At 74.9% G+C, this 16945-nt stretch carries 14 protein-coding genes; 10 read left to right on the top strand and 4 right to left on the bottom strand.

Translation table 11 applies throughout. From position 1 onward, the window contains the following. Positions 1-191 precede the first annotated feature (191 nt). The 6 genes from ACI79O_RS04180 to ACI79O_RS04155 all read left to right on the top strand — a co-directional run bounded on the left by ACI79O_RS04180 (position 192) and on the right by ACI79O_RS04155 (position 10438). A complete protein-coding gene (locus ACI79O_RS04180) occupies positions 192-1763 on the top strand; it encodes an MFS transporter (RefSeq protein WP_456886734.1) in 1572 nt (523 codons plus the stop codon). Then, positions 1760-4522, top strand: a complete 2763-nt coding sequence (nhaA, locus tag ACI79O_RS04175; protein ID WP_456913437.1) for a Na+/H+ antiporter NhaA — start codon at positions 1760-1762, stop codon at positions 4520-4522. Before ACI79O_RS04180 ends, nhaA begins: the two co-directional genes overlap by 4 nt. After that, the gene (locus ACI79O_RS04170; RefSeq protein WP_456886738.1) at positions 4519-6213 is read left to right on the top strand and encodes an FAD-dependent oxidoreductase; all 1695 of its coding nucleotides are present in this window, start codon (positions 4519-4521) and stop codon (positions 6211-6213) included. Before nhaA ends, ACI79O_RS04170 begins: the two co-directional genes overlap by 4 nt. Next, the gene (locus ACI79O_RS04165; RefSeq protein WP_456886740.1) at positions 6210-7676 is read left to right on the top strand and encodes an ATP-binding protein; all 1467 of its coding nucleotides are present in this window, start codon (positions 6210-6212) and stop codon (positions 7674-7676) included. Before ACI79O_RS04170 ends, ACI79O_RS04165 begins: the two co-directional genes overlap by 4 nt. A gap of 100 nt (positions 7677-7776) precedes the next feature. Beyond that, positions 7777-8049, top strand: a complete 273-nt coding sequence (locus ACI79O_RS04160) for a UBP-type zinc finger domain-containing protein (RefSeq protein WP_456886742.1) — start codon at positions 7777-7779, stop codon at positions 8047-8049. Positions 8050-8188: 139 nt separating this feature from the next. Next, the gene (locus ACI79O_RS04155) at positions 8189-10438 is read left to right on the top strand and encodes a putative bifunctional diguanylate cyclase/phosphodiesterase (RefSeq protein ID WP_456913436.1); all 2250 of its coding nucleotides are present in this window, start codon (positions 8189-8191) and stop codon (positions 10436-10438) included. Here the strand turns inward: ACI79O_RS04155 and ACI79O_RS04150 are convergent. Further along, a complete protein-coding gene (locus ACI79O_RS04150; RefSeq protein ID WP_456886746.1) occupies positions 10435-11238 on the bottom strand; it encodes an exodeoxyribonuclease III in 804 nt (267 codons plus the stop codon). The genes ACI79O_RS04155 and ACI79O_RS04150 overlap by 4 nt on opposite strands. 268 nt (positions 11239-11506) lie before the next feature. Between ACI79O_RS04150 and ACI79O_RS04145 the strand changes: the two genes are divergently transcribed. Both ACI79O_RS04145 and ACI79O_RS04140 read left to right on the top strand, forming a co-directional pair. Further along, entirely contained in the window at positions 11507-13102 is a 1596-nt protein-coding gene (locus ACI79O_RS04145) for an LCP family glycopolymer transferase (protein WP_456886747.1), read from the top strand. Positions 13103-13206: 104 nt separating this feature from the next. Then, the gene (locus ACI79O_RS04140) at positions 13207-13833 is read left to right on the top strand and encodes an FMN-dependent NADH-azoreductase (RefSeq protein ID WP_456886749.1); all 627 of its coding nucleotides are present in this window, start codon (positions 13207-13209) and stop codon (positions 13831-13833) included. A 10-nt stretch (positions 13834-13843) separates the two neighbouring features. On the opposite strand, the gene ACI79O_RS04135 is transcribed toward ACI79O_RS04140, so the two are convergent. Beyond that, positions 13844-14293 carry a MarR family winged helix-turn-helix transcriptional regulator gene (locus ACI79O_RS04135; protein WP_456886751.1) on the bottom strand — a complete coding sequence of 150 codons (450 nt, stop codon included), beginning with the start codon at positions 14291-14293 and terminating at the stop codon, positions 13844-13846. A gap of 132 nt (positions 14294-14425) precedes the next feature. Here ACI79O_RS04135 and ACI79O_RS04130 point away from each other — a divergent pair, with 132 nt between their 5' ends. Both ACI79O_RS04130 and ACI79O_RS04125 read left to right on the top strand, forming a co-directional pair. Next, on the top strand, positions 14426-14638 hold the full coding sequence (locus ACI79O_RS04130; RefSeq protein ID WP_456886753.1) for a hypothetical protein: 213 nt from the start codon (positions 14426-14428) through the stop codon (positions 14636-14638). 82 nt (positions 14639-14720) lie between these two features. Next, a complete protein-coding gene (locus ACI79O_RS04125; RefSeq protein WP_456874840.1) occupies positions 14721-14921 on the top strand; it encodes a hypothetical protein in 201 nt (66 codons plus the stop codon). 89 nt (positions 14922-15010) lie between these two features. Here ACI79O_RS04125 and ACI79O_RS04120 read toward each other — a convergent pair whose 3' ends face one another. Both ACI79O_RS04120 and ACI79O_RS04115 read right to left on the bottom strand, forming a co-directional pair. Next, positions 15011-16222: an acyl-CoA dehydrogenase family protein gene (locus tag ACI79O_RS04120; protein ID WP_456886755.1), complete on the bottom strand. Its 1212-nt coding sequence runs from the start codon at positions 16220-16222 to the stop codon at positions 15011-15013. 151 nt (positions 16223-16373) lie between these two features. Further along, entirely contained in the window at positions 16374-16814 is a 441-nt protein-coding gene (locus ACI79O_RS04115; RefSeq protein WP_456886757.1) for a DUF4383 domain-containing protein, read from the bottom strand. Positions 16815-16945 lie beyond the last annotated feature (131 nt).

The following is a 16945-nucleotide window of genomic DNA, read 5'->3' as shown; positions in this document are numbered from 1 at the left end:
GCCGTTCCGCCCGCGGTGAACAGGACGACCGGCGGCATGGACCTGCACCCCGTCCGCGCGGGACGATGCCTCACCGCTATCGGCCCCGCTATTGGACAGCCCCGACCCGCGTGGTCAGGCTCCGGGGGGCAACGCCAAGGAGGCTCGAGTGCCGCGACGAGCTCACCGGTGTCACACCCGACCGGTCCCCGATGTCGGCTGACGACCGGCCGGCCCCGGGCGCCGCGGTGCGTCCCTCACTGCCGGAGGCGGGCGGCCTGCGCATGGGCACCCCCCGGGCGCGCTGGGTGCTGCTGACGACGGTGCTCGGCTCCAGCCTGGCGATGCTCGACGCCACGGTCGTCAACGTGGCACTGGAGCGGATCGGCGCCGACCTGGACGCCGGCTTCAGCGGCCTGCAGTGGACGGTGAACGCCTACACGCTCACGCTCGCGTCGCTGATCCTGCTCGGCGGCTCGCTCAGCGACCGCTTCGGCCGGCGGCGGATCTTCGTCCTGGGGGTCGTCTGGTTCGCCGCGGCGTCGCTGCTGTGCGGGCTGGCGCCCGACGTCGGGACGCTGGTGCTGGCCCGGGCGCTGCAGGGGGTCGGGGGCGCGCTGCTCACACCGGGGAGCCTGGCGATCATCTCGGCGTCCTTCGCCGGCGAGGACCGCGCCGCCGCGGTCGGCGCCTGGTCGGGCCTGGGTGGGGTCGCCGGGGCGGTGGGGCCGTTCCTCGGCGGCTGGCTGGTGGAGTGGAGCTGGCGCGCCGTCTTCCTCGTCAACCTGCCGGTCGCCGTCCTCATCGTGGTGGTCGCCGCCCGGCACGTGCCCGAGACCCGCGACCCGGACGCCGCGCCCCGGCTGGACTGGGCGGGGACCGCGCTGGTCGTCCTGGGCCTCGGGGGGCTGACCTACGCGCTGACCGCCGCGGGCTCGGCCGGCCGCGCCACCGAGGTGGCCGTCTGGGGCACCGTCGGCGTGGTCGGGCTGGTCGGCTTCACCGTCGTGCAGCGGCGCTCGACCCACCCGCTCGTGCCCCCCGCGCTGTTCCGCAACGCGCAGTTCAGCGCGGCCAACGGGGTCACGCTGCTGGTGTACGCCCCGCTCGGGGTGGTGTTCGTGCTCCTGGTCCTGCAGCTGCAGGTCGTGTCGGGCTACAGCCCGCTACTGGCCGGCACCGCGCTGCTGCCGGTGACGGTGCTGATGCTGCTCTTCTCGGCCCGGGTCGGGGCCCTCGCGCAGCGGATCGGGCCGCGGTCGCTCATGACGGCCGGCCCGCTGCTCGCCGCGGCCGGGTTGCTGCTCCTGCGGGAGGTCGGGCCCGAGGCGTCCTACGCCCTGGACGTGCTCCCGGGCGCCCTGCTGTTCGGCGCCGGGCTGACGCTGCTCGTCGCGCCGCTCACCGCGACCGTGCTCGACTCCGCGGAGGACCGCTTCGCCGGGGTCGCTTCGGGGGTCAACAACGCCGTCGCGCGCGCGGCGGGCCTGCTGGCGGTCGCGGTCGTCCCGGTCGCGGCGGGGATCGGCGGGGACGACTACACCGACCCGGCCGCCTTCGGGGCCGGCTTCCGGACGGCCATGCTCATCTGCGCCGCGCTGCTGGTCGCCGCCGCGCTGGTCGCCGTGCTGGCCATCCGCCGTCCGCTGGCCCGCGCGGCCGCTCCCGGGGCGGGCGCCGAGCGCACCCGGCTGCACGTGGAGGACTGCATGCACTGCGACGTCGACGGCCCCCGGTTGCACCCGCGGGAGCCGGCCCGCACCCCCCGGGGCGGTGCCGCGTGAGCGACGGCAGCGTCCCGGCCGTGCGGCCGTCGCCCGGCGCGGGCGGGCCGGACGGTCAGTCCAGCCCCGGGGGCGGTGGTGGCCTGCTGGCCCGCGTCGCGCCGCTGCGCCGGTCGCTGCGCACCGAGGCCGGCAGCGCCGGGCTCCTGCTGGCGGCCACCGTCGTCGCGCTGCTGTGGGCCAACTCGCCGATGGGCGACAGCTACGAGGCCTTCTGGCACACCGAGCTCGCGTTCCGGCTGGGCGGCATGGAACTCGCCCTGGACCTGCAGCACTGGGTCAACGACGGGCTGATGGTGTTCTTCTTCTTCGTCGTCGGCCTGGAGATCAAGCGCGAGCTGGTCATCGGTGAGCTCACCGACCGGCGGCGGGCCGCCGTGCCGGCCCTGGCCGCCGTCACCGGCCTGGCGGTCCCGGCGCTGGTCTACGTCGCGTTCAACCTCGGCGACGAGGCGGCCTCGGCGTGGGGGGTGGTGATCTCCACCGACACCGCCTTCCTGCTCGGCGTGCTGGCGCTCGTGGGTCCGGCCTGCCCGGCCCAGCTGCGGCTGTTCCTGCTCACCCTGGCCATCGCCGACGACGTCGGGGCGCTCACCGTGATCGCGCTGTTCTACACCGAGGACCTGCGGTTGCTGCCGCTGGCCGTCTCCGTGCTGGGGCTGGCGCTGATGGTGGGGTTGCGCTACCTCAACGTGTGGCGGGGCCCGGCCTACCTGGTGCTGGGCGTGGGCGTCTGGGTGGCGATGTACGAGTCGGGGGTGCACCCGACCCTCGCCGGGGTCGTCATCGCGCTGTTCACCCCGGCCTACGCGGCCCGGCGCGACGAGGTCGCCGACGCCGCCCGGCTGATGCGGGCCTACCAGCAGTCGCCCAACCCCCAGTTCGCCCGGGCGGCGCGGCTGTCGATCGACCGGTCGGTGTCGGCCAGCGAGCGGCTGCAGGCGCTGTGGCAGCCCTGGACGAGCTTCGTCATCGTGCCGGTGTTCGCCCTGGCCAACGCCGGTGTCCCGCTCACCGGCGAGACGCTGCGCGACGCCGCGACCTCGCCCGTCACCATCGGCGTGGTGGCGGGCCTGGTCGTCGGCAAGCTCGTGGGCATCCTCCTCGGCACCGGCCTGGCGGTCCGGCTGAACCTCGGTCAGCTCGCCCCGGGGCTCACCACGATGCAGCTGGCCGGCGGCGCCGCGCTCTCGGGCATCGGCTTCACCCTCTCGCTGTTCATCGTCGACCTGGCGTTCGGCGAGGGCGACGAGCGGACCGCCGACCAGGCGCGGGTCGGCGTGCTGGCCGCGTCGGTGCTGGCGGCGCTGCTCGGCTGGGCGCTGTTCCGGCTCGCCGACCGCCGCCGTCCGCCCGGGGACGCCCGGCCGGTGCTGCTCGACCCGCCGGTCGACCCGGCCCGCGACCACGTGCGGGGGCCGGTCGACGCGCCGCTCACGCTGGTCGAGTACGGCGACTTCGAGTGCCCGTTCTGCGGGCGGGCGACCGGCGCGGTCGACGAGCTGCGCGAGCGGGTCGGCGACCGGCTGCGCTACGTCTTCCGGCACGTGCCGCTGTCCGACGTCCACCCGTACGCCCGGCTGGCCGCCGAGGCGGCCGAGGCCGCCGGCGCCCAGGGCCGGTTCTGGGAGATGCACGACCGGCTCTTCGCCCACCAGGACCGGCTCACCCCCGGCGACCTGCTGGAGCACGCCGCGGCCCTCGGGCTCGACGTCGCGCGGTTCTCCCGGGACCTCGGCTCGGGCCGGTACGGCCGGCGGGTGGAGCGGGACGTCGAGTCGGCCGAGGCGAGCGGGGTCGAGGGCACGCCGACCTTCTTCGTCGGCGGGCGGCGGCACACCGGGCCCTACGACGCCGACAGCCTCGCCGCCGCGCTGCTCGCCGCGGCGGGGAAGGACGCGGCACCCCCGCCGCCGGCCGACGACGGGGCCGCCCGCGTCGTCCCCGCGCTCGGGCCGCGGCGCATCGGGACGCCCCCGGCCGCCGCGGAGGTGGCCGTCGTCCTGCCGCCCGACCTCCCTGAGACCCCGGACACCGACGGCGCCTTCCCCCGGCTCGACCACGACCAGCTCGCGGTGCTGGAGCGCCACGGCGTCCGCCGCCACTACGAGCCGGGCGAGACCCTCTTCCGCGAGGGCGACCCGGGCTACGACTTCCAGGTCGTGCTGTCCGGGGCCGTGGCGGTGGTCGAGCACCACGGCCGCAGCGACCAGCGGCTGGTGTCGGTGCAGGGACCGCGGCGCTTCCTCGGCGAGCTGGACCTGTTCAGCGACCGCCCGGTGTTCCTCACCGCCGTGGTCATCCGGCCCGCGGAGGTCCTCACCATCCCCGACGCGCGGATCAAGGAGGCCCTCGGCTCCGACCACGCGCTCAAGGAGCTGGTCCTGCGCGCGTTCCTCATCCGCCGGTCCCGGCTCCTGGAGCTGGCCGCCGAGCTGCGCATCGTCGCCCACGCCGGCTCCGACCACGCCGCCCGGCTGCAGCGCTCCGCGGCCGAGCGCGGCATGTCCGCGGTGGTCATGGACATCGAGGAGGGCGAGGACGTGACCGGCCTGCTCGACGGGCTCGGCGTGACCGAGGAGGACCTGCCGGTGGTCGTCTGGCGGTCCGAACGCGTCCTGCGCCGTCCCACCGAGGCCGAGCTCGCCGAGCTCGCCGAGCAGGCCGGCATCCCCGACGGCTCTCCCGACGGCTCTCCCGACGGCTCTGCCGACGGCATGGCGGGCCGACCGCGACCTCTGGCCCAGGAGGGCACATGACCGAACCAGCCGGCACCGCCGACCGCACGCCCGGGCAGGCCCGGCCGGTCCTGCTGACCGTGGACGACGACCCGGGGGTCTCCCGCGCCGTCGCCCGGGACCTGCGCCGCGAGTTCGGCGGCGAGTGCCGCGTCGTGCGCGCCTCCTCCGGGGAGGAGGCGCTCACCGCGCTGCGCGAGCTGAAGCTGCGCGGGGACCCGGTGGCGGTGCTGCTGGCCGACTACCGGATGCCGCAGATGAACGGCATCGAGTTCCTCGAGCAGGCGATGGACCTCTTCCCGTCGGCCCGGCGGGCCCTGCTGACGGCCTACGCCGACACCGACGCCGCCATCCAGGCGATCAACCTCGTCGACGTCGACCAGTACCTGCTCAAGCCGTGGGACCCGCCGGACGAGAAGCTCTACCCGGTCGTCCGGGCGATGCTCGAGACGTGGCGGGCCAGCCCGGACGCGCCCGTGCTCGACGTGCGGATCGTGGGGCACCGCTGGTCGGCGCCGTCCTTCGCCGCGCGGGACTTCCTCGCCCGCAACGCCGTGCCCTACCAGTGGTACAGCGTCGAGGAGCCCGAGGGTCGCCGGCTCCTGGAGGCCGCGGGGGCCGGGCCCGACGACCTGCCGGTCGTGGTGCCACCGGACGGGGACCCGCTGCTCGCGCCCTCCCAGGCCGAGCTGGCCGCCGCCGTGGGGCTGACCGTCGAGCCGAGCACCGACTTCTACGACCTGGTCGTCATCGGGGGCGGTCCGGCCGGGCTGGGCGCGGCGGTCTACGGCGCGTCCGAGGGGCTGCGCACGGTGCTCGTGGAGCGGCAGGCCACCGGCGGGCAGGCGGGGCAGAGCAGCCGGATCGAGAACTACCTCGGCTTCCCCGACGGCGTCTCCGGCGGGCAGCTGGCCGACCGGGCGCGGCGGCAGGCGGCCAAGTTCGGCGCCGAGGTGCTCACCACCCGCAAGGTCACCCGGCTGGAGGTCCAGGGATCGGCGCGCGTGGTGCACTTCGCCGACGGCGGGAGCGTCGCCGGCCACGCGGTCGTGCTGGCGACCGGGGTCGCCTACCGGCAACTGGACAGCGACGGCGCGGAGCAGTTCACCGGGCGCGGGGTGTACTACGGCTCGGCGCTGACCGAGGCGGCCGCCTGCGCCGGCAAGCACGTGTACATCGTCGGCGGGGCCAACTCCGCCGGGCAGTCGGCGGTCTTCTTCTCCAAGCACGCCAGCTGCGTGACGCTGCTGGTCCGCGGGCCGTCGCTGGAGGCCTCGATGTCGCACTACCTGATCCAGCAGCTGGCCGCCATCCCCAACGTCGTGGTGCGGACCGGCACCACGGTGGCCGCCGTCCGCGGCGGGGAGCACGTGGAGGAGCTGGACCTGCGCGACGCCACGGGCCGGGTGGAGAGCGTCCCGGCCGAGCACCTGTTCGTCTTCATCGGCGCGGCGCCGCGGACCGAGTGGCTCGACGGCGTGCTCGCCCGGGACGGCCGGGGCTTCGTGAGCACCGGCCCCGACCTGCTGCTCGACGGCGCCCGCCCGCAGGGCTGGCGGCTGCACCGCGACCCGTACTTCCTCGAGTCCAGCGTGCCCGGGGTGTTCGTGGCCGGCGACGTCCGCGCCCAGTCGGTGAAGCGGGTGGCGTCCGCGGTGGGGGAGGGCGCCATGGCGGTCACCCTGGTGCACCGGTACCTGGAGGAGCGATGACGACCACCACCCCGGCGGCCCCCGGGACGCCGGCCCCGGACGCGACGCTGACCCGCGAGCGGCTGCGCGGGCTGTTCCTGTTCACCGACCTCGACGACGACCAGCTCGACTGGGTCCTGCGCACCGCCGACGTCGTCAGCCACCCGGCGGGCAGCGACGTCTCCGTCGAGGGCGAGCCCGCCGAGTGCTTCTTCGTGCTGCTGTCCGGGACGCTGAGCATGGTGCGCCAGGTGGGCCGCGACGAGGTGGAGACCGTGCGCAGCGACTCCCCCGGCGTCTACAGCGGCGCGGTGCAGTTCTACCTCGGCGACCAGATCGACCAGGTCTACCCCGCGACGGTCCGCGCGGTCACCGACTGCACCTTCCTCGCCCTCCCCGCCGCCGAGTTCGCTGCGGTGTTCCGCCGCTGGTACCCGATGGCCGTGCACCTGCTGCAGGGCCTGTTCCTCGGGATCCGCAACTCCGAGGAGCTGGTGGGGCAGCGCGAGCGGCTGCTGGCCCTGGGCAAGCTCTCCGCCGGGCTGACCCACGAGCTCAACAACCCCGCCGCGGCGGCGTCCAGGGCCACCGCGGCCCTGCGCGAGCGGGTGGCCGGGATGCGGCACAAGCTGGCGCTGCTGTCGGAGGGGACGATCTCCGGCGACCAGCTGCGCCGGCTCACCGACCTGCAGGAGCGCTTCGTCGCGCGCATCGGCACCACCGGCGAGCTGTCGGCGCTGGAGCGCTCGGACCGCGAGGACGAACTGACCGACTGGCTCGACGACCACGGCCTGGCCCGGCCCTGGGAGCTGGCCGCGGTGTTCGTGCCGGCCGGTCTGGACCTCGACTGCCTGGAGCAGGTGGCCGAGGCCGTCGACGACGGCTTCCTCGAGCCGGCGCTGCGGTGGCTGTCCTACACCGTGGAGACCGAGCTGCTCATCGGCGAGGTCCTGGAGAGCACCAGCCGCATCTCGCACCTGGTCTCCGCGGCCAAGCAGTACTCGCAGATGGACCGCACCCCGCACCAGATGACCGACCTGCGCGAGGGGCTCGACGCCACGCTGGTGGTGCTCAGCGCGAAGATCCCGCCGGGGATCCGCGTGGTCAAGGAGTACGACCCGGCGCTGCCCCTGGTGCCGGCCTACGCCGCCGAGCTCAACCAGGTGTGGACCAACCTCATCGACAACGCCCTCGACGCCATGGGGGACACCGGGACGCTGACCCTGCGCACCTCGCTGGAGGGCGACTCCGCCGTCGTGGAGGTCGTCGACACCGGCCCGGGGATCCCGGAGGAGGTGCGCCGGCGGGTGTTCGAGCCCTTCTTCACCACCAAGCCGGTGGGCCAGGGCACCGGGCTGGGGCTCGACGTCGCCTGGCGCATCGTCGCCAACCGGCACGGCGGGGTGCTCAAGGTCCGGTCCAGCCCGGGGGACACCCGGTTCGTCGTCCGTCTGCCGCTGTCGGAGACCGCCGCGGACCGCTGAGCGCGGCCACGGCCGCGGTCAGCCCGCGCCGGCGCCCCCATGTGGCATCAGCATCACCGCGGGCATTGGACGGGCGGCCCGCGGGGTCCACACTTCCGCCATGGCCGACTGCACCCACCTCGACCAGGTCGACCCTGCCGTCGTCCCCGACACCGAGGAGGGCTGCGGGGACTGCCTCCGTGAGGGCTCGTCGTGGGTCCACCTGCGGGAGTGCCTGACCTGCGGCCACGTGGCCTGCTGCGACAGCTCACCGCGCCGGCACGCGACCGCGCACTCGCACGGCTCGGGTCACCCGCTGGTGCGGTCGTTCGAGCCCGGTGAGTCGTGGTGGTGGTGCTATCCCGACCAGGTGATGCTCCAGCCGCGCGCCTGAGGACGGGCGGGCGCGCGCCCGTCCTCCATGGGGTGAGACCCGGCCGCCGGGCTCTCCAGCCGCCCCGGGCGCCGAGCCGACGAAGGATGCCGACGGCACCGCAGCTCCCGACGCGGGCCACGACACCCCTGGAGGCTCGGTGACGGCTCTGCTGCACGACGCGCTGGGCCGCGGTGGGCCCAGTCTCGTCCGCCGGACGCGGGCGCTGTTCCTGCTGCTGGCGCTGACGTCGCTGGCGATCGCGGTCGCCACCTCGCTGCCCGGCTCGTCCGCTCCGGCCACCGCCCTGCTGGTGGCGTCCGCGCTCGTCATGGTGCTGGCCTGGGTGCACCGCTACCGGCACGCGGACGAGGTCACCCGGTTGTGCTGGCTCGAGTGCGTCAGCGCGGCCGGCTTCCTGCTCGCCTGTGCCAACCCGGTGACCGGCGTCGGCGTGGTCCTGGCCCTGGTGTGGTTCCGGGCCCTCTTCGGGCGCACGCTGCACGTCGCCTGCTACGGGATCGGGATGTCGGCGGCCGTGGCCGGCGCGGTGCTGCTGTGGGACCGCGTCCCCTGGCACGCCCACGCGCTCCCGGCCGCGATGCTCGCCGCCGCCCTCCCCGGCGTGGTGCTCACCAGCGTCGTGGCCCGCCACCTGGCCGTGGGTGTCGTCGAGCGTGACCGGGCCCACCGGTGCGGCACCCTGCTCGCCGAGCTCGCCGCCGACCTGCTGGCCGCCGACGACCTCGACCGCGTCGTCGCGGTGGGCTGGCGGGCGCTCGGTGACCTGTGCGGCCTGGTGCCCGGCGGCCGGGCCGTGGCCGTCGGCACGGGCGACGAGGTCGTCGGCTCGGCCGGCGAGTTCGCGTCGGTGCCGGAGGTCCTCACCGTGCCCGGCGCGGCGCCGCTGGGCGGGGCATCGGTCGAGGACGGCGCCGTCCTGGACGCTGCGGCCGGCAGCGCCGCCGGGTGGTGGGTCTTCCCGCACCGCGGCCTGCCGGGCCGCTTCTACCTGGGTGCCCCCGGCGGGGTCCCCGACGACGTGGTCGCCACCGCGGCCCGGCTGCGTGACCAGATGGCGCTGGCCATCAGCAGCGTGACCCGGCAGCAGGAGCTCGCCGTCCAGGCCCGGACCGACCCGCTGACCGGCCTGCCCAACCGCGCGGCGTTCACCGCCGCGCTGACCGAGGCGGTGGCCGGCCTGGACCCGCACGGGGCGCCGGCGTGGATGCTGTTCGTCGACCTCGACGACTTCAAGACCGTCAACGACAACCGCGGGCACGGCACCGGCGACCGGCTGCTGCGCGCGGTGGCCGGCCGGCTGTCCGCGTCGATCCGCGACGGCGACCTGTTCGCCCGCCTGGGCGGCGACGAGTTCGCCGTGCTGCTGCCCGGGGCGAGCGAGCAGACCGCCGTCGACGTCGCCGGGCGCCTGGTCGAGCTCTCCGGCGTCCCCGTGCGGCTCGACGGGCGGCCGGCGCAGGTGGGGGCGAGCGTCGGCATCGCGTGCGCCCGCCCCGGCCTGACCGCCGAGCAGGTGGTGCAGCACGCCGACCTGGCGATGTACGCAGCCAAGCGGGCCGGCAAGGGCCGGGTGCACCTGTTCACCCCCGAGCTGCTGGCCGCCGACGACGAGGCCGCGCTCGCCGCGGAACTGCGCACCGCGCTGGCCGAGGACCAGCTCGAGGTCCTCTACCAGCCGATCGTGGCCACCGCCGACGGCCGCTGCACCGCCGTGGAGGCCCTGGTCCGCTGGCGGCACCCGACGCGCGGGCTGCTCCCGCCCGCCGCCTTCCTCGCCGTCGCCGAGGCCCGGGGGCTGATCGTCCCCGTCGGCGCACAGGTGCTCGCCCGGGCCTGCGCGGACGTGGCCGACTGGCGCGACGGCGGCTCCCCCGTCGCCGTGCACGTCAACGCCTCGGCCGCCCAGCTGTCCGCGCCGGGCCTGGTCGGCGACGTCACCCGCGACCTCGCCGTGCACGGCCTGGCGCCCGACCGGCTGGTCGTCGAGGTCACCGAGTCCTCCGCGCTCAACACACCGGCGGTCCGCGCCACCCTGCAAGCGCTCGACGCGCTCGGCGTCCGGATCGCGATCGACGACTTCGGCACGGGGTACGCGGCACTGACCGCGCTGCGCGAGCTGCCGGTCGACGTCGTCAAGATCGACAAGTCCTTCGTCACCGGCGCCGCCACCTCGGTGGCCGACGAGGCCGTCGTCTACGCCATCGTGGAGATGGCCCAGCGGCTCGGCCTGGACACCGTCGCCGAGGGCGTGGAGACGGCCGAGCAGGAGCACTTCGCCGGCGCCGTCGGGGCGACCAGCGTGCAGGGCTTCCTGCACGGCCGCCCGATGACCGCGGCCGACCTCACCGCCTGGCTGCGGTCCCGGACGCCGGTCGCGGTCGGCTAGTCGGCGAGCTCGACGACGACGGGGGCGTGGTCGCTGGCGCCCTTGCCCTTGCGTTCCTCGCGGTCGATGAGCGCGTTCGTCACCCGGCCGGCCAGCGCGGGCGTGCCCAGGACGAAGTCGATCCGCATGCCCTCGCGGCGCGGGAAGCGCAGCGCCGTGTAGTCCCAGTAGGTGAAGACCCCCGGGCCGGGCGCCAGCGGCCGGACGACGTCGGCGTACCCGGCGTCCACGACGGCGCGGAACGCGGCCCGCTCGGGCTCGGAGACGTGGGTGGAGGTGGCGAAGACCGTCATGTCCCACACGTCGTCGTCCTGGGGCGCGATGTTCCAGTCGCCGACCAGGGCCACCTGGGCGGCGGGGTCGGCGGCCAGCCAGCCGCCGGCCGCGGTGCGCAGCGCGGCGAGCCACTCGAGCTTGTAGTCGTAGTGCGGGTCGCCGAGCTGGCGGCCGTTGGGCACGTAGAGGCTCCACACCCGCACGCCGCCGCACGTCGCGCCCAGCGCGCGGGCCTCGGCGGCCGGCTCGGCGCCCTCCTTGGCCACCCACGTCGGCATCCCGGGGAAGCCGACCTCGACGTCGGTCAGCCCGACCCGCGAGAGCACCGCGACGCCGTTCCACTGCGAGTACCCGACGTGCGCCACCTCGTAGCCGAGCTCGCGGAAGCGCTCCTCCGGGAACTGGTCGTCGCGGCACTTGGTCTCCTGCAGCGCCAGGACGTCGACGTCGCGGCGCTGCAGCCAGGCGGCCACCCGGTCCAGGCGCGTGCGGATGGAGTTCACGTTCCAGGTGGCGAGGCGCACGGCCCCCGAGCCTAGACACAGGACCCTCCTGCCCCCCCGCCCCTCGCAGGCTCGCAGCGGGACCCTGCAGGAGGGCCACCCGCTGGTCACCGTCGGTACACGCCACCTGGCCCGCGGAGACGCCCCTCACGGCCGGCGGGGTGGCGCCGGCTCCCCCGGGGTACGGAACGCCGGTGAGCCGTAGGCGCGAGTGGGATCATGGGCGGATGACCTCGACCCGGACGAGTGGAGCCGACAGGAGCGGGCCCGGCCTGTCCCGGGTGCGCCCGTGAACGACGACTCCGACCTCACCCGCCCGATCGGGGACGCGCCGTCCCTGCCGCCGGTGCCCGGGAGCACCGCCCGGCCGGCGCAGGGGAGCGACCGGCGCGAGCGGCCGCGGTCACGGTCCCTGGCCTCCGTCCTCGGCCTCACGGCGCTCAACGCCGCGCTCCCCGGTACCGCCTTCCTCGCCACCGGACGGCGGCGGCTCGGTGCCGCCGTGCTGGTCGTGTTCGCGCTGCTGGTGGCCGGCGGCGTCTGGCTGGCGACGGCGGGCCGGCGCACCGCGGTGCGACTTGCCGTCGACACCGACCAGCTGGCCTGGCTGGTCGGCGGCATCTCCGTGCTGGCGCTCGCCTGGATCGCGGTGATCGTGACCGGCTACCGGGCGCTGCTGCCGCGCCGCAGCAGCCGGCCCCGGCACGCACTCGGCGCGCTGCTCGTCGCCGCGCTGGTGGCGGTCGTGGCCTATCCGGCCTACCGCGTCGGCACCGTGGCCGTCGCCCAGCACGGGCTGCTCGAGGGGGTCTTCGCCGACGACCGGCGGTCGGCCACCGTCGTCGACACCCCCGACCCGTTCGGGGACAAGGAACGCGTCAACGTGCTGCTGCTCGGCGGTGACGGCGGTGAGGGCCGCGAGGGCGTGCGCACCGACACGGTGATCGTCGCCAGCATCGAGACCGAGACCGGTGAGACGACGCTGTTCAGCCTGCCGCGCAACCTCCAGGACCTGCCCTTCCCGCCCGGCAGCGTCCTGGCCGAGGCCTACCCCGACGGGTTCGAGGGCGTCAACGAGTCCGACGGCCTGCTCAACGCCGTGTACCGCAGCGGGCCGCTCGCCCACCCCGAGATCCTCGGCCCCACGGACGACCCCGGTGCCGACTTCCTGAAACTCGGCGTCGGCGAGGCCCTCGGCCTGCCCATCGACTACTTCGTGCTCGTCAACCTCGACGGGTTCAGCCGGCTGATCGACGCCCTGGGCGGCGTCACGGTCAACGTCAACTACTACGTGCCGATCAACGGCGAGCCGACCCTGGGCATCCTCCCGGACGACTACATCGCCCCCGGACCGAACCAGCTCATGGACGGCGGGACGGCGCTGCACTTCGCCCGCGGCCGGTTCGGGCTCAGCGACTACGACCGGATGGACCGGCAGCGCTGCACCATCGACGCGATCATCGACGCCGCCGACCCGATCACCCTGCTCGAGCAGTACCAGGAGCTGGCGGCGACGACGCAGGACATCGTCAGCACCGACATCCCCCGCTCGGCGCTCGACGACTTCGTCGACCTGGCCTTCCTCGTCAAGGACGCCGAGGTGCGCAGCGTCGTCTTCGACACCAGCCTGATCGACCCGGCCTACCCGGACTACGACCGGATGCGGCAGATCGTGCAGGACACCCTCGCCGGCACCGCGCCGACCACGCCCGCACCGGCGCCCGCGCCGGGCACCAGTGCGGCGGGGGAGGTGCCCGACGGGTCGCCGCCGGCGCCGGTGGAAGGGGCCGCGCCGGCCCCCGACGTCGCCGACGCCTGCGCCTTCGACCCCGCCCAGGCCCAGGCCGCGCTGGACGCCGGCGAGCCGCCGACGCGCCGGGGCTGACCCTCGGCCGGCGTCCCCGGCTCCGTGCTCCCGAGAATGTCTTGTGCGTGCGCACGCATCTACCTAGGATGCGTGCATCCGCACGTATCCCCGGGAGGAACCCCATGTCCGTCCTGCTGCACGTCGCCGCCTCGCCTCGTGGCGCCGCCTCCGAGTCCCGCGCCCTGGCCGCGACCTTCCTCGACGCCTTCACCGAGACCCACCCCGGCGTCCCGATCGACACCTTCGACCTCTGGGACGGCACCCTGCCGCCGTTCGGGGCCGCCGCGACCGCGGGCAAGATGGCGCTCTTCGCCGGGCAGCAGCCCGCGGGGGAGGCCGCCGAGGCGTGGCACGCGGTCGAGGCCACCTTCCGCCGCTTCGACGCCGCCGACCGCTACCTGTTCAGCGTCCCCATGTGGAACGCCGGCGTCCCCTACGTCCTCAAGCAGTTCATCGACGTGGTGAGTCAGCCCGGGATGGTGTTCGGGTTCGACCCGGCGACCGGGTACCGCGGCCTGCTGACCGGCAAGCGGGCCGCTGTCGTCTACACCAGCGCCGTGTACGGACCCGACCGCGGCCCGGCCTTCGGGTCGGACTTCCAGACCACGTTCTTCACCGACTGGCTGAACTGGGCCGGCGTCGAGGACATCACCGAGATCCACCTGCGTCCGGATCTGGTCGCCGACGACGTCGACGTCCGCCGGGCGCTGGCCCATGCTCAGGCGCGCGACGCCGGCAAGGCGTTCTGAGCCGGGCCGGTCAGCGCCGGGGCGGCTCCTCGGCCTCGAGCACCCGGGCCAGTGCCCGCGACAGGACGGTGATCTCGTCGTCGTCGAGGTGGCGGGTGTAGTGCTCCTCGATGCCGGCGAGATAGGCCGGGGCGGCGGCGCGCAGCCGCTCCCGGCCCTCCTCGGTGAGCACGGCGAACAGCGACCGGCGGTCCTCCGGGTTGGCCTCGCGACGCACCAGGCCGGCTCGCTCCAGGTCGTCGACCACCCGGCTGACCCGCTCCCGACTGAGCACGACCCGGCTGCCCAGTTCGCTCATCCGCAGCCGCCGGCCGGGGACGGCGTTCAGTTCGAGCAGCACGTCGTACCAGGCCAGCGGCAGCTGGTGGGCCGCGAGCGCCCGCTCCAGCCGGGGGAGGACGGCGGCGTGCACGCGCAGCAGCAGGGCCCAGGGCAGGGCCCGGTCGACCGGCTCCGGCACGGGGAGGACCCTAGCCCGGGCCGTTCCCCGTCCCGTCGCGGCGCCGTCGAGCCTCGGGCCCGCACCCGCCTGCGCCGTCTGGTTGGCTCGACGTGAGGCCGGCGCGCGGCGCCCGGCCGGAGCGGAGGCGACATGGCAGGGGCCCGGACACCACGGGACGACGGCAAGGCGCGGCGCAGCCGGGTGGCGGCGCTGCTGGTCCTCGGCATCGGGACCGTCCTGCTGGTGTCGGCGTCGACGTGGTTCGTCGCCGAGCGCGGCGGCGTGGGGGCCGCCCAGCTGTCCGTGGGCGTGCTCCTGCTGGGCCTGAGCGCCTTCCTGTTCGGGCGGTCCCGCCCGCGCTGAGCGCCCGCCGTCCGGTTGCCGCCCCTGGGTGACCCCCACCACACTCCGGGAGGAGGAGCGGTCCCCAGGACGGAGGAAGCGCGTGAAGCTGGACAAGCAGGAACTGGTGCGGGTGCTGCGCACCGAGGGTGACAACAGCACGGCCGACGCGGTCGAGGCGCAGCTGCCCGACGAGATCGACACCGACCGGGACGGCGACGCGCTGGCCGGCGTGGGGCTCGACCGCACGCAGCTGATGGCCAAGCTGGCCGGCGGGGGCTTCGGCTCGACACTGAGCCCCTGACCGTCCGACCCCGGACTCCGACCCCGGACGTGCGGCGGGGCCGGCACCACCCGGTGCCGGCCCCGTTCTCGTGTGGTGAGGTCCTTCCGTCAGCCGACGTAGGGGCGCTCGCGGGCGAGCTCCTCCTTGGCCACCGAGCGCAGGTGCACCGCGTCGGGGCCGTCGGCGATCCGCAGCGTGCGGGCCGAGGCGTAGAAGCGGGCCAGCGGGGTGTCGTCGCTGACGCCGGCGCCGCCGTGCACCTGGATGGCCCGGTCGATCACGTCGCAGGCCACGTTCGGCGCGATGACCTTGATCGCGGCGATCTCGGTCCGGGCGCCCTTCGCGCCGTACTTGTCGATCAGGTCGGCGGTGCGCAGCACCATGAGCCGGGCCTGGTCGATCTCCATGCGGGAGCGGGCGATCGTCTCGCGGACGGTGGCCTGCTCGGCCAGCGGCCGGCCGAAGGCGACCCGCTTCTGCGCGCGGTCGACCATGAGCGCCAGCGCCCGCTCGGCCATGCCGATCGCCCGCATGCAGTGGTGGATGCGGCCGGGGCCGAGCCGGGCCTGGGCGATCATGAAGCCGTCGCCCTCGCCGGCGAGGAGGTTCGTGGCCGGCACGCGGACGTCGGTCAGCCGCAGCTCCGAGTGGCCGTGCTGGTCCTGGTAGCCGAAGACCGGCAGGTGCCGCAGGATCTCCAGCCCCGGGGTGTCCCGCGGCACGAGGATCATCGACTGCTGCCGGTGCGGGGCGCCCTCGGGGTCGGTCTTGCCCATGACGATGAAGATCTGGCAGCGCTCGTCGGCGGCACCGCTGGTCCACCACTTGCGGCCGTTGATCACGTACTCGTCGCCGTCGCGCACGATCGACGTCTGGATGTTCCGGGCGTCGGAGGAGGCGACGTCGGGCTCGGTCATGGCGAACGCCGACCGGATCTCGCCCTCGAGCAGCGGCTCGAGCCAGCGCTGCTTCTGCTCGGGCGTCCCGAACATCATCAGCGTCTCCATGTTCCCCGTGTCCGGGGCCCCGCAGTTGGTCACCTCGGGGGCGATCACCGGCGACCAGCCCATGATCTCGGCGACCGACGCGTACTCGAGGTTGGTCAGCCCCCCGAGCTCGTGGTGGAACAGGTTCCACAGCCCGCGGGCGCGGGCCTCTTTCTTGAGGTCCTCGAGCACCGGCGGGTGCCCGTGGTCGTCGTGGCCGCGCTCGGCGCGCCACGCCTGGTAGACGGGCTCGGCGGGGAAGACCTGCTCACGCATGAAGTCCCACATCCGGCCGCAGACGTCCTCGGCTCGGGCGGACAGGGCGAAGTCCATGCACCGGAAGGTAGCCCGGTTGGTGACCGGCGTCGCACCGGGGTGCGCGCCCCGCGGACGCCAGGAGCCGGGCGCCCGACGGAACGGGTGCCCGGCTCCTGGCGACGTGCTGGAACGGCCTCCCCGCGGTGGGGGCGGGGAGGCCCTCCGTTCAGGCGCGCGTGGGGCGCGCGACCCGGTCGTTGACCGGGCCCAGGGCCATCACCAGGCCGACGACGGCCGTGGCGATGTGCAGCACGTTGTCGGCACCGTTGATGTTGAGGAAGTCCCAGTCCTCGCCGATGGCGATCAGGCCGTAGACGAAGGCCGCGCCGTAGCCGATCGCGAGCAGCCAGCCGTAGGTGCGGGCGCCGGCCAGCGTGCGCGACAGGGCGATCCCGGCCAGGCCGATCACGATGTGCACGATGTTGTGCAGTGGGTTGATCATGAAGATCAGGAGCATCTCGTCCTGTGTGTTGTCGGCGAAGGCGTCGAAGCCGGTGATGAAGAAGCCGACGATGCCGACCAGGAGGTAGACCACCCCGAAGACGAGGGCGAGCGCCTGGGGCCAGGTGGTCCCCCGCCGCGCGCCGGTGTTGCCAGTGGTAGCCATGGTGTCCGTCTCCTCCGTGTGCGTCGCGCTCCGCCGTCCTGACGGGCGCTGGTCGGGCGGTACCCGGCGGGGACGGTCCGGCAACGACAACCGCCCGTTCGAGGGAGGGTCGTTACCGGATCGTCACCGAT

Source organism: Geodermatophilus sp. SYSU D00696, from assembly GCF_054050235.1.
Note: the sequence above shows the minus strand (reverse complement) of the source record. Positions and strands in the feature narration are given on the sequence as shown.